The sequence below is a fragment of the Segatella paludivivens DSM 17968 = JCM 13650 genome, from assembly GCF_000373185.1.
Taxonomy (GTDB): domain Bacteria; phylum Bacteroidota; class Bacteroidia; order Bacteroidales; family Bacteroidaceae; genus Prevotella; species Prevotella paludivivens.
In genome coordinates this window covers 15,090-29,741 of sequence record NZ_KB890652.1, presented here as the reverse complement: position 1 = coordinate 29,741, position 14,652 = coordinate 15,090, and the positions used below count along the sequence as shown (strand labels likewise).

Annotated in this window: 10 protein-coding genes; 8 read left to right on the top strand and 2 right to left on the bottom strand. The window is 35.5% G+C overall.

The window, feature by feature from the left end:
- Positions 1-1,273: 1,273 nt before the first annotated feature.
- Positions 1,274-1,930, bottom strand: coding sequence for a PAQR family membrane homeostasis protein TrhA (gene trhA, locus B045_RS0109435; RefSeq protein ID WP_018464025.1), 657 nt, complete (start codon positions 1,928-1,930; stop codon positions 1,274-1,276).
- 34 nt (positions 1,931-1,964) lie between these two features.
- A complete protein-coding gene (locus tag B045_RS0109430) occupies positions 1,965-5,396 on the bottom strand; it encodes a polysaccharide deacetylase family protein (RefSeq protein ID WP_018464024.1) in 3,432 nt (1,143 codons plus the stop codon).
- Positions 5,397-5,631: 235 nt separating this feature from the next.
- Between B045_RS0109430 and B045_RS0109425 the strand changes: the two genes are divergently transcribed.
- From B045_RS0109425 to B045_RS0109390, 8 genes are all read left to right on the top strand, one after another.
- Positions 5,632-7,950, top strand: a complete 2,319-nt coding sequence (locus B045_RS0109425) for a TonB-dependent receptor (protein ID WP_018464023.1) — start codon at positions 5,632-5,634, stop codon at positions 7,948-7,950.
- 315 nt (positions 7,951-8,265) lie between these two features.
- Complete coding sequence (locus tag B045_RS0109420) at positions 8,266-9,573, top strand: inositol-3-phosphate synthase (RefSeq protein WP_018464022.1); 1,308 nt, start codon at positions 8,266-8,268, stop codon at positions 9,571-9,573.
- Positions 9,574-9,776: 203 nt separating this feature from the next.
- A complete protein-coding gene (locus B045_RS0109415) occupies positions 9,777-10,166 on the top strand; it encodes a VOC family protein (protein ID WP_018464021.1) in 390 nt (129 codons plus the stop codon).
- 128 nt (positions 10,167-10,294) lie between these two features.
- Positions 10,295-11,218 (top strand): AraC family transcriptional regulator, encoded by a 924-nt coding sequence (locus tag B045_RS0109410; protein ID WP_018464020.1) that lies wholly within the window; start codon positions 10,295-10,297, stop codon positions 11,216-11,218.
- 67 nt (positions 11,219-11,285) lie between these two features.
- Positions 11,286-11,645, top strand: a complete 360-nt coding sequence (locus B045_RS0109405) for a DUF3795 domain-containing protein (protein WP_018464019.1) — start codon at positions 11,286-11,288, stop codon at positions 11,643-11,645.
- A 49-nt stretch (positions 11,646-11,694) separates the two neighbouring features.
- Positions 11,695-12,195: an HXXEE domain-containing protein gene (locus tag B045_RS14510; protein ID WP_025884327.1), complete on the top strand. Its 501-nt coding sequence runs from the start codon at positions 11,695-11,697 to the stop codon at positions 12,193-12,195.
- Between the two features lie 19 nt (positions 12,196-12,214).
- Positions 12,215-12,664 carry a hypothetical protein gene (locus tag B045_RS0109395; protein ID WP_018464017.1) on the top strand — a complete coding sequence of 150 codons (450 nt, stop codon included), beginning with the start codon at positions 12,215-12,217 and terminating at the stop codon, positions 12,662-12,664.
- Between the two features lie 12 nt (positions 12,665-12,676).
- A complete protein-coding gene (locus tag B045_RS0109390; protein ID WP_018464016.1) occupies positions 12,677-14,392 on the top strand; it encodes an acetylxylan esterase in 1,716 nt (571 codons plus the stop codon).
- Positions 14,393-14,652: the final 260 nt, after the last annotated feature.

Sequence of the window (14,652 nt, the reverse complement as noted above, 5' to 3'; positions counted from 1 at the left end):
GAAGCGAATGCTATATGAAGAGAAAAGTCTAACGGGGGCTGTCTGCCCACAGTCGACAACTTCCTCGGAGTGTCTTTCATTTATTTAATTTTGTTGTATCGGATTTTATTTCTAAATTTGTAGACAAAGATATGATAATAAAAGATATTTGTAACAAAATTTTCATCAACCGACAACTAATTCGGGAAGGTGACAACCATATTGGATTGAATGACAACCAATCTGGTAAGGTTAGACAACTTATTTAATAACAAATGTAAACCTATTCCGGCTAAAGACATAAGGGATGAGCGAGTGACATTGGGTGACATTATCGGTCTAAAAGTGACATTAAATTGCAAAATACACCTATTTTTGGTGATTTTTTACAAAATATGCAGCACATATATAGACACTTTTTCGTTTATAGTGGCCCTTTCTCGTCATAATGTGCACTATACTCCGCAATGTGTCTAACTGTTACCTCAAAATCTAACTGTAAATATAGTGGTAATTGCCAGCAATCTTATTCTTGCAGTATTTCAGATTATGATTTGTTTACCAGCTCTAAGTAATATTTTTTTATGTTCAACAATTCTATTACACAACGTGTGTAATAGAATTACCCACGCTATGTAACACGGTTACACACGTTGTGTAATCAAGTTACCTACGTTGTGTAATCGTGTTGCACACGTACCGATGTAATCTAATTACACACATACCGATGTAATTTGATTGCACACGTGTTGATGTAATATTGTTACCCAAAAGGTGTTGAAGTTTAGGTAAACGTTTATGCATTCAGCTTCAAAAGCTATTTTCATACATTCAAATTGATTCTATCACATTTGTTATTTGTATGTAGTAGCTTTTTAAATTATCCATACTGTTTAGGAAGTCTATCTTTATGTTTGATAAAACTCAATCAGTGTAAAATATATGTATGGTGTAAATAACATATTTGGTGAAAAATCGCCAAAAATAGGTACTATTTCCAATTTAATGCCACTTTTAGGCCGATAATGTCACTTAATGTCACTCGCTCATCCCTTATAAACAAAGGGTTTGTGACAAAGTGACATTAGTGACATTGAAAAAACTTTTTCTGGTAGCGTGTCTTTAGCTGTATTAGGTTTATTGAGAATATCCCTCCCTAATTGACGAGGAATTCACTTTTTGCCAACATTTAAAGATTTATTGTATATAAGGAATAAGTCAATAGTTGTAACTCATAAAAAAGGGACATGCCTATAAATAGACATGTCCCAATATGATATAATCAAATTGTTATTCAAACATATTTCATCAGTATATCCCACACGGCAACGATATGACATATACTCCCAGCGAGCACAAAGAAATGGAATACTGTATGCATGTATTTTCTTTTGTTTAAACTATAGAAGACAGCTCCAGTTATATAGCATACTCCTTCTGCTATAATCCATTCTAAGGCACCTCCGCTTAAAGAATCTATCAATGGTTTGATAGCAATGAGCATGCTAAATCCCATTGCTACAAAAGCGATAGTCTCAAGATTGCTATGATCCTTTAGGTTTACGAAACTTATTATCGTACCCACTATCGCACATCCCCATACAAAGCAGAACAAAGTCAGCCCCCAATATCCTTGGTCGCGTAATGCGATAAGTGTTATCGGAGAGTAACTTCCAGCAATATGCCAGTATATGGCAGAATGATCCCATTTGCGCAATCTTTCTTTCCACTTGCTCCAAGCTGACAAAGAATGGTATAATGTCGAGGCAACATAAGAGCACAGCATTCCAAAGAGATATAATATCACTGCGGCTGCAGCTATTCCGTCATGAGCACGAGAGCACCATATAAGGAATATAACCCCAAACACTATGCCCAATACGATACCTCCAGCATGGCTCCATGAATTCCATATTTCTTCTTTATGACTGAAATGTATTCTTATATTCATAATAAATTATACTCATTACAGTGTATTTGTTCAATTACTTCTTTTTAGAATTGATGCTACCAACATTTCCTGTACGTTTAAGTACTCCCCATGTCTGCAACTCTCCCTTTATAGCACGCTTGTAACTCTTGAACAGCACAGCATACATTATCCATCTATATGCAAAGCGTTGAGGTATTATCCACAATAGTACTCGCAAAGGCTGCTTCTCAAATAGATAAGCTGCTATAGAAACACTACAATCTACGGCTGTAAACATAAGATAATATATGAATATCTGCCATGCATTACCGCTAAACAAGCCGATAATCATGAACAGATCGGCAAGTGGTGAGAAGGTTGGTATGATAAACTGGAATATCAGCATATTAGGTAAAGCCCAGAATCCAAGTCCTTTATTTTTCCTTACCATCAATGAATCACGATGTTTCCAGAATGTCTGCATTACTCCAAAAGTCCAGCGCACACGTTGTTTCATAAATTGCTTTATATGTTCTGGTGCTTCTGTCATTGCAACAGCACGATTCTCATTTTCTATCACATATCCTGCACGATTGATTCTTATTGTTAAGTCACAGTCTTCAGCCAAAGTATCGGTAGTCAATCCTCCAGCATCTTCTATTGCTTGCTTTCGGAATGCACCAATAGCACCTGGAACAACAGTAATTGCATTAATGGCAGCATAAGCCATACGATCAAAGTTCTGGCTTGTAGTATATTCAATAGCCTGCCATTTTGTTAACATATTACGTTGATTTCCAACTTTCACATTACCAGCAACCGAACCAACCTTTTCTGATCCTGGTCGCAAGAAGTGTGACATAAGCAGAGAGACAGCATTCGGATACAGTTTCGTATCAGCATCAATACATACAAGATACTCTGCATCTGTATGCATAATACCATAGTTAAGCGCAGATGCTTTACCGCCATTAGGCTTTGTAAGTATCACCATCTTTGAATTATCGCTGAAAGCATCGCATACGTACTTGTAAGTATTGTCCTTACTACCGTCGTCTACAAATATCACATTAAAATTAGGATAATCCTGATTGAGCAAATTCTCCAATGAAGAAACGGCATCAACTTCTTCGTTATACGCAGGTACAATGATAGAAACCTTTGGTGCATCAGATGTTATACTTACATCTTGTTGCAGTAGTTTTTCCTTACGGCGTTCCTTTATTGTTAGACAAACCATAAACAGCAATCGTCCTATACCAAGAATGATGAAGATGATAAACATTGCTGTTAGAAACTGTATTATATCGTATGTAGCAGTAACAAGAGCCAGATTGGCCTGCATCGCATAATACTCTTTGCCTTTTTCAACGTTAGGCATCAGTTGGTTACGATTCTTTTTAAGGATGTCCTCTAATGTAACAAACTTATACCCTCTTTTCTGAAAATACTCTATAATGCGTGGCAACACCTTTATTGTCTCTTTTCGTGTATCTCCACCAGCATCATGCAATAATATTACATGTCCTGCACCTTGTTTTACTTGCTTAACAACTCTATTAAATATCTGGTCTGCAGTTATTCCAGGCTCCCAGTCTTCTGGGTCTATACTCTCACCAACATCAATATAATTTTGTTCTCTTGCCAGAACAACTGGTACAAGTTCCTCCATATTTGCCGGTTCACTGTCGGCATTGTAAGGTGGGCGGAAAAGTATGGTAGTATGTCCGGTAATACATTCAATAAGAAGTCTAGTTAGTTTCAGTTCGGCGAAAGTTCTATCTGGTGACACATTAGCAACATTACGGTGAGAGAAAGTATGGTTACCCACAAGATGCCCTTCATCATATATACGTCTTACTAAAGGTACATTACGTTCTGCCTGTATTCCCACTACAAAGAAAGCGGCATGCAACTTATATTTTTTCAATATATCAAGAACCTTTGGAGTCCAACGATAATCTGGTCCATCATCAAAGGTTAGCAACAGTTCCTTATCACCAGCTTCACCATATTTCATTATCTGATATGATGTAGGTATCTTTATATAATCTTCTTCAGCGATAAGCGTGTTTGTGCTATCCATAACAAGTTTTATCTTTCCTTGTTTAGGAGTTTTCTTAACATCCAGAATTTCACCGTCACCAAGATAGTTGATACCACTATTGAGTTTCACTTCCTCAAATTCATGCTCTCCGACTTTTCCAAGTGAGCTACTTTGCATGTCATTACCATAGTATTTCCATATACGGTTATCCTCACTTCCCATACGCCAAAGTCCAAAACCAGCAAGACCGTATTCTGAACCGAAACGCATCACGTTGAACGTTGTGGCGGCATCTGTAAAATATACCTGATGCAGATAATCTCTTTCATCGCGATATGCGAAATCAAGATTATATGTATTGTTATCAAAGTTTATCTTTGATCCGCTTTCTGCAGCTTTTGCTAAAGCTCCTTGGTAATCAAGACTGACGTTACCATCTGGATTCTTGCTCCAGTCATAACCAAATGCAGCAAGACCTAATATGATTTTATTGTTTGGAACATTGAGTGCTGTACGATCCAAAGCTGCCTCTATCCATTTTTGTGAAGATACAGGGCCTGGATCACTTGACTGAGAATACTCATCATAAGCCATTAGCACCAAATAATCCAAGTATTTAGCTAATTCTTTATAATTATAGTCATCGTTAAACGGTTCAACATCCTCTGTAACCAGAAGACCATTATTATGCATCGTAGTAGTAAGTTCCTTGATAAACGTTATCAAGTATTCGTCACTATTTTCAGTTAATTCCTCAAAGTCAATGTTTACTCCTACGAAATTGTTTTTCACACATTGATATACAATGCTGTCAATGAGCTTACGTCGTTTCATTGGATTATGAAGAATACGACTAACAACATCACCACGGAAGGATTTATCAACATTATTAGTTAGCATCGGCATAATAGGCACTCCACTTTTGTGCATCAATGCAAGTCCCTTATTATCAGTCTTCAGCTTCATGCCGTCGGTTTTTGGATCAATAAACATCCACTCTGGCATTACCAAATTAAGATTATGAATGTTTTGACGCAAAGAGGTGTATGATTTCGGGTCCCATGATACATAGAAACCAGCACGTATTCCAGCAGAAAAATCTGTCCAACTATCTACATTTTTCTGAATAAGAGAATCACTACGTCCACCAAAACGTCTTAGCTTTCCCAATCTTCTCATTTTTTCCTGAGCATAGTTATTATGCAGCTTCTTTTCAGATATAAATGAACGGAATCCTTTATATTCACGCGAATATTTTGTTTCTTGTAAGAATGGCTTTGATGCCGTCATTGCACTCTTGAAATCCTGACGGAAAGGAACATTTGGAATATGATCAATAATAAACATTGTTATAAATATCGCAATGAGTATTACTGCTATGAAGACAAAAACTCTGATTGTCCACTTAAATTTCATCCATCTTGACTTATTGTCTGTCTGAAAAACTTGCTTATTCATATAATCTATTTAATAAATCGACACAAAGATACACTGTTTTTCTGCATTATTCCAAGATTTGAGTATAATTAACTAAACTTTATTAATGATTTTCCGGCGACATTGTTTATATCATTTCAATTGAATTGAAATATACTTTAATTTTAATTGCAATTAATAAACTTACGCTATTTACAACATTGTTTGCAACATTTTTTCATTTATCAACGTCTATATATACAAAATTGATTAACATATGGACAAAAGAATTACAATCGCATTATTACTTTTCCTTTCAGTATGCTGTGCAAAAGCAAATACATACTCGATTAAAGGTAAATTAATATCAAACAAGAATATTGTTGATTATGCATCTGTCATTTTGCAAAGACAAGACTCGTCATTCGTTTCAGGTATCACATCTGATAAAAATGGGCAATTCATTTTTGAGAATATCAACAATGGAGATTACAAAATAGTAATAACCAGTCTAGGATTTGATGACAAAAGTATAAACATCAAACTCCTGAATAATAATCTCGAACTTGGCAATATATCTATGGAGTCTGCAACACATCAACTTAACGAAGTCGTTGTGAGTGCAGCAAAAGTCATCAGAACTTCTGACAAACAAGTGGCATTACCAACAAAATTTCAGATTAAGGCTTCTAACAACGGCATAGATTTGTTAAGAGCTATGCAGCTGAGTTGCTTACATATCAATCCTATTGACAACACGATATCGTCTTCTGCAAAAGGAGAAGTACAAACTCGAATAAATGGAGCAAAGGTCAGCATACAACAAATACAGGCACTCAGACCAGAAAACATTCAAAGGATTGAGTATAATGATAATCCCGGAATGAAATATGGTCAAAACGTTGCTTGCGTCATCGACTATATAACAAAACGTCCTATATCAGGTGGAACATTGTCTCTTGAAAGTCGTCATTCTCCTTTCGATGGATGGGGAGAAGACCAATTATCAGGATCATATAATAAAGGAAAGTCAGAAATTGGCGCATTTATATGGGAGAGTTATCGCAACCTTCACCAATGGCGTTACAACACAGAAACATTTAATTATCAAGACGGGACTTCATTTACGCGTAACGAAAATGGAGAACCTGATAAATTAAAATATAACAATCTATATGGTAACATATACTATAATTATAAGAATGGAGACAAATGGTATTTAAATACTACTTTAAATCTTGGTAGAGATAAATCAACAACAAACACAAAAAGCACTTTGTTCCCAATTAATGACAAAAATAATTTTGTGAATATGCTTGATATTAACAATGAAAATAAGACACGTCCTTGGCTCGACATATATTTCCAACGCAACTACAACAATAATCGCACATTGATTTTCAATGTTGTCGGTACTTATATACACAATAATATACGTAGAAATTACACCGAAGACAAAAATTCCTTAGTACAAACCGAAATAAATTCTATGACTCGAGGTAATAAATATTCTGTTATTGCTGAAGCTATCTATTCTTTAGGACTGACTAAAAAAGGTAGTTTGAGTTTTGGAGCAAGTGGGAATCAGGCTTATACAAACAACGATTATACAGGAACTGTTACCCAAACAACAAATATGCACGATGGATATGCACGTAGTTTTGCTGAATGGAAACATACTATTGGTAAATTAAATTATTCTTTGGGAGCATACTTGTCATATATATGGATGCTACAAGGTTCAAACAAAATTCAACAAGTAGAATGGTATCCGAAGGCAAGCATGAGCTATACAATTAATAACAAGTCGTATATAAAGGTAAGTGGAGAACGCTCTTATACCACTCCTAGCTTAGGAGACATCAGTAATGTTGAACAAATTATAGATTCATTGCAGATACGAAGAGGTAATCCTAATCTAAGTGTTAGTCATACATGGATGACAAACTTATATTATGAATGGCGAAATGACATTTTCAACGTAAACTTTAATATGAATTATCAATATCAGCAAAATCCAGTAATGGAAGAAACGCTCCGAGAAGGTAACAAATTTATACGCACACAGCAAAACCAAAGAAGTTGGCAGAGCCTAAATCCTGAAGTTCAGATTGAAGTCGGTCCGCTATTTAAACTGTTTACATTTAATGTTACCACGGGCATGAACTATTATGATAGTTATGGTTTTAATTATCATCATTATTACACAAACTGGTATTATGATGCAGAAGCCATGATGCAATACAAAAATCTCACCTTACTTTTGAAAAGTAGAAACCATTGTAACTCATTTTATGGTGAAACAATGACATCAAACGAAAGTATCATGATGGCTATGGCGAAATATAGGATTAAGAAGGTTTCTTTGGGATTAATTGTCTTCAATCCATTTTCAAGCAGACAAAGCTATAACCTGCCTACAATAAACTATAATAGATTTGCGCCAAGTCATCAAACAATGCATATACGTGAAAGTGCACGCCTTGTCGCATTAACAGTTAACTGGGATATAAGTTTCGGAAGAAAATATGATGGTGGTCACAAACTGCGCAACAACGAAGATAAAGACAGCGGAACTATAAAAAATGGCAAGTAACAATATCTATATTTGCAAACATTGAAAAATCGCTTGTTTATCAACATGATTTTGCATATTGATTTCATATTTACAAGAATAATGGTCAAATCGGTTCATTTTAAACAATATTCAATGAATATTTATCTTTTTATTAAATATTATTACTATTTTTGCGCGCATGTCGATATTCTTTATATTAGAAAATCCGCAGCGCTAAGATAAATGAATTCTCGACATGCACACTCTGACACACTTTTTTGTAGATCAGAGTGTAGACTGAATTTATTATTTCGCTGCGGAAATTGTTCTTAACTATAATAAGCTAAATATCAAATGGAATTAACTAATGTAAAGCCAGCAGATGGTAAATTAGGCATCATGGTAGTAGGATGTGGCGCCGTAGCTACTACATTTATGACAGGTGTATTAATGGTACGCAAAGGTCTTGCAAAACCAGTAGGTTCTATGACGCAGTATGATAAAATTCGCGTAGGAAAAGGCAAAGACAAGCAGTATCTACACTATTCAGAAATTGTACCACTAACAAAACTTGATGACATAATTTTCGGAACATGGGACATTTATCCACAAAATGCTTATCAAAGCGCAATCTACGCTGAAGTCCTCAAAGAAAAAGACATCAATCCGGTTCGTGAAGAACTTGAAAAAATAGTTCCAATGAAAGCAGCCTTTGACCACAACTATGCAAAACGCCTAGACGGTGATAACGTAAAAGACTGTAAAAATCGCTGGGAAATGATGGAGGGCATACGTAAAGACATACGAGATTTCAAAGCAAAAAACAACTGCTCACGCATTGTTGTTATCTGGGCTGCATCAACAGAAATATACGTTCCTGAATATGAACCGATACACGGAACGTTGGCTTCTCTTGAGAAAGCAATGAAAGATGATGATCGCGAACATATAGCTCCGTCTATGTGCTATGCTTATGCAGCACTTTCTGAAAAAGCTCCTTTTATAATGGGTGCACCTAACACTACTGTTGACATTCCAGCAATGTGGGAATTGGCAGAGAAGACCAAGATGCCTATTGCTGGTAAAGACTTCAAGACAGGTCAAACTCTTGTAAAGAGTGGTTTCGCTCCTATTATAGGAACACGTTGTCTTGGACTTAATGGTTGGTTCTCTACTAACATCCTCGGCAATCGTGACGGTCTAGTTCTTGATGAGCCTGCAAATTTTCGAACAAAGGAAGTCAGCAAGTTGTCTACATTGGAGACGATTCTCAAGTCTGATGACCAACCAGACCTATATGGCAACATTTATCATAAGGTACGTATAAATTATTATCCTCCTCGCAATGATAACAAAGAAGGTTGGGACAATATTGATATTTTCGGATGGATGGGATATCCGATGCAGATTAAGATTAATTTCTTGTGCCGCGATTCTATCCTTGCAGCACCATTACTCCTTGATCTAACTTTGCTCAGCGACCTTGCCGCACGTGCTGGTCGGTTCGGAATACAACGTTTCTTAAGTTTCTTCCTAAAGAGCCCTATGCACGACTATACAAAGGGCGAAGAAGCTGTAAACAATTTATTCGAGCAATATACCATACTCAAAAATGCTATCCGTGAAATGGGTGGCTACGAAGCTGACCAGGAAGTAGATTAATTATTATTTGCTTTATCATAATAAAAGGCTTGAAATATCTTCAAGCCTTTTATCATTTAGACACATAAATAGTGTGTATATTGATTTTTTATATATCTTTGTTAAGTTATATATAGCATTAGTATATAAAATCTGATATGAATCAATGGAAATAAAGGCTTTTATTTTCTATCTTTGCAGTAGTAATTTAAAACAACAGTTATATGAAATTAGACGGATTTGGAATTTTTGTAAAAGACATGCCAACGATGGTCAGGTTCTACCGCGATGTCTTGGGATTTGAAATCAAAGAAGAAGAAAACACGACCAATGTCTATCTATTAAAAGATGGAACTCTTTTCCTTTTGTATCGCAGAACAGATTTTGAGCAGATGACGGAAAGTAAGTTCAATTACGCGCATGGCACTAATGGCCATTACGAAATAGCTTTGAGTGTGGATAATTATGATGCTGTTGACAAAGCATACAATGACGCTATCAGCAAAGGTGCAACTTCTGTAATGAAACCAAATACCGAACCATGGGGACAACGTACATGTTACATATCCGACCCAGAAGGGAATCTCATTGAAATTGGGTCTTTCATAAAATAATATTAACTATAAAACATTGTTTAAAAGAAAGCATTCAAAAATTTCAAATCACATCAAGTTAGCAAGATTGGAAAAGCATTCTGACATAATCGCGCCTACCTTTGCATCTGTGATATAGAAATAGAATTATGCAACAGAAAACATCAACAAGAGAGGACTATTCGAAAAGAATCAATATCATTATCGAATACATTAACAATCATTTGGCAGATGATATTGACTTAGAGACACTAGCAAGTATCGCTAACTTTTCGCCATATCATTTCCATCGCATCTTCAAAGCTTTTCTTGGAGAACCGGTCGGTGCATTTATCACAAGAATGAGAGTCGAGACTGCAGCCCGGCTACTTCGTTACAGTGACATGCCCGTTCAGGAGATAGCTTACAAAGTGGGATATGATGTACCTTCTTCTCTTTCGAAAGTATTCAAGCAATTCTATGATATCACACCAATAGAGTATAAAAACAACAAAAAGTACACGATTATGAAACCATTGAAGATTAATCCTGATTTGGAACTAAAAGAAAGAGTAGTTAATTTGGAACCGATGCAAGCAATTTATATTTGTCTTTTCGGTGATTACAAAGGTAATGATTACTGTTTGGCGTGGCAGAAACTATGGCAATATATCCGCACATCAGGAAAATTCTCAGAAGAGATGAAAAAGGCGTGTGGAACAACACCAAAATCTGCTGTCATAAAGCAAATGCTGAATGAATGTAAAATTGCTCATGTAGGAATCTATCACAATGATCCCAAATTAACAGAAGCGAACAAACAACAGAGTGATGTTTGTCTGACATTGCCATTCAAGATGGAACCACAAGGAGAAATAGGTGCTAAAGAAATTGCTGGTGGCAGATATGCAGCATTCCTTTACCAAGGAACATATGAAAAACTTGGAGAGGTGTATGATACTATCTTCGGAAAATACATTCCAGATGGAGGATATCAATTAGATGAAAGACCTGTATTTGAAATGTACCTAAATGATCCAGAATGCACAAAGCCTGAAGAACTGCAAACTGAGATCTATGTACCAATAGTATAACTCTATGTAGGTTGCAGACTTTGTTCTGCAACCTATTCAAAAATATATCACATTAACATATAAAGAAATGAATAAGGAAGTTAAAACAGACAAAGAGTTGATAGCTTATTGCGGCTTATATTGTGGGGCATGCGGCAAGTTTCTCAAAGGTAACTGTCCAGGGTGTCGTAAAAACGATAAAGCAAAGTGGTGTAAAATCCGCACTTGTTGTATTAACAACAATTGCCACACATGCTCAGAATGCCAGATTAACACCCATGATTGCAAGAAGTTTAATAATTTTTTCAGCAAACTATTTGCATTGATTTTCAAATCAGACCGTAATGCGTGCATAAGAAGAATTAATGATATTGGTGAAGAAAATTATGCAAAAGAGATGTCAGACAAGGGAAAAATGACAATCAAAAAGGGATGCTCTAAATGCTAGATATGAAGTGTTATTGACCAAAAAGAATAACTTGAATTTTCAATAAGATATGAATACAATTTTAGTATCATCATTGCCAATTATATTTATGCTTCATGATTTTGAGGAAATAATTATGATGAAGCCATGGATAAAAAAGTATGAGAAATATATCTGTCAACGTTTCCCAAAAGTTGGACCAAGAATTGTTTCACATATTAAAGACACGTCTACCGAAGGCTTTGCTCTTTGTGTTGCTACATTATTCCTTATGCTAGGAGCCGTTACACTTTTCTCTTTATGGGAAAACAGTTATATGCTCTGGATGAGTCTCTTTGTTGTATTTTCACTCCATATCATCGTACATATTATCCAATGGATTGTGTTCCGACGATACATTCCCGCCATTGCGACTTCACTTCTGTGCATACCTTACTGCATCTATGGTATAAGCCAAATAGTAAATATGTTCACACTTTCTAATATTCTGATTTACTCATTCGTTACATCAGTTGTAGTCTTTTTGTTGTTACTTGTTGAACATCGTTATATTGCGAAATTGATTAAATGATACAAATTAATATATAATTATGAAAGAAGAAAACTTAAATATTGCAAGAAGCTACTTTAATAATATTGAAGATCAGATTGCTTTACTTCCAGAAGAACAGCAGGCTCTTGTATTTAAGAAATGCGCCATTAATTGCGTATCTAATGGAGTTTTGCCATTTCTTAAGACCAGGTACGATAAATGTGGAGGAAATTTGGATTTATTCTTTTCGGAACAACACAACTCAGAATATTCATTCCAGCGAGTAATAGAAAATGGGCACATATACGAAATGGGATATCCAAGATGCCTCTGCTTCATGCATGATATGGGGTTTGCTAAATCTAAAATTCATTGCGAGTGTTCAAGACAGAGTATTCTATACGTCATGCACGAATTATTTCCTAAAATAGTCTTTAAAGTTGAAATTATCGAAACCGTTTTAGGAGGATCCGACAAATGTACATTTAAAATAATCGTTGATAAATAACTAAAGACACATATGAAAACAACCATAAAAGCACTTATCTTTTCCTTTTTGTTAGCAATAATATCTTTTGATTGTAATGCAGAGAATATACTACCGTTAACATGGAATATTTCTTTTAAAAGCAACTCATGCTTTACCACACGCACGGCAAAACAACATTCATCAATAAACACTTTGTTTTCTTGGGAAAGACAAGGATATTTTGCTGGTGATGGAGACTGCGAACTGTCCAACATTTTTGGTGTATCAAACCTAAAGTCACAATATGTCTTGCATGTAAGGATGGCATGTGATGTGAACAGCATTGTAATAAATGGAGATACCATCGCTAAAGATATTAGAAATCGGTTTGGGGAGAATAAAGATACTATCGAATCATTTGTAATTGCAAGGAATGTCCTGCACAAAGGCAATAACAAAATTTCTATAAATTGTTCATCGCTGGGATATACGGGCGGAGTTAGCAACACCATGATTGCTTTGCGTCCTGTTAATGGTGATAATATCGAAAGCATCAAAATTTCAATGCCGATAAAGAACCATGTATTTATTAATGAGAACAAAAAAATAACTATTCATTATCATACAAATCAGAAAGCATTTCTAAGACTTAATGTTGAGAACGATTTTCATAAATCTATTATAGACAGTTTGATAGTTTTGAACCGTAGAGATTCTGTAAAAATTATCAATCTTAATCAACTATGTGCATCGCCAGGCTTCTATCAGATAACAGCATTATTGCATGGGAAAGGTTATTGCGGAGATGCTCAATGGATGGCTGTAAAACCAGAACAGATAAAATGCAGAAATACAGTTAAAGACGATTTCGATAATTATTGGACTATGGCTAAGTCAGAACTAGCTTCTATATCACCACAATATCGAATCCATAAGGTAGATTCGCTCTGCATGAAAAGCAAGAGAGATGTATATATCGTTGAGATGCAATCTTTAGGAAACATAACTATTCGTGGATATTATTTTGTACCACGTACATCAGGAAAGCACCCTGCCGTGTTACAAGTGCCAGGTTATGGATGGGGATTTGAGAATATAGATGGTATGCTAAGCGACAATACAGACAGAATAGAATTGGCTCTTTGTGTAAGAGGTCATGGCATTAGTGCCGATGTTTTTAATCCTGGTTTTGGATTACCTGGGGTATGGGGATACAAATTATATGATAAAGACAGCGTTTCTTATCGTGGCATATACATGGATTGTGTACGTGCTGTCGATTTTCTATGCAGCAGAGAAGAAGTGGATCATCATAAGATTGCAGTAAAAGGTGGAAGTCAAGGTGGCGGACTTACTTTAGCAACAGCTGCTTTATGTTCCGATCGTATTGCAGCATGTGCATATTTCGACCCATTCCCATGCGATATGCGCCATCAGATAAAAATCCGCACCACATGCGAGACTGAACTAAAAAATGATTTGGCTTACTATGGTAACCCTTGTACATTTGATGATGTGATGAAGATTCAAGACTATATTGATACTCGTTCATTCGCTTCTAAAATCAAATGTCCGGTGCTTTTTACCGTTGCATTGTTTGATGACGACTGTCCTGCGCATGTAGGTTTCGCAGCATACAATCTCATTACCTCAAAAAAGCGATATTATGTATATCCTTACGATGGACATATACAAGGTTTTACACACGATAAATACATCATGAAATGGTTAGATGTCACATTAAGTAATTGTGCAACACATCTATAATGAATATTGATAATCCAAAATTGATATAAGAAATTATACAAGAATACAGCAAGGAAAATATCAACCAATATAAATTATAGGCAAGAAAGTCGCAAATGATTGTTTATAAACACATTATATGATATTATTATTTGAAAGAAATAAAAAATATCATCTTTCTATAGTACTCATTAAAGAAAAAAATCACTAACTTTGCCGACGGATGTTTAATACAAATTTGGATATTGTGAAGTAAATAGCCTTATAACCTTTCGGTTATC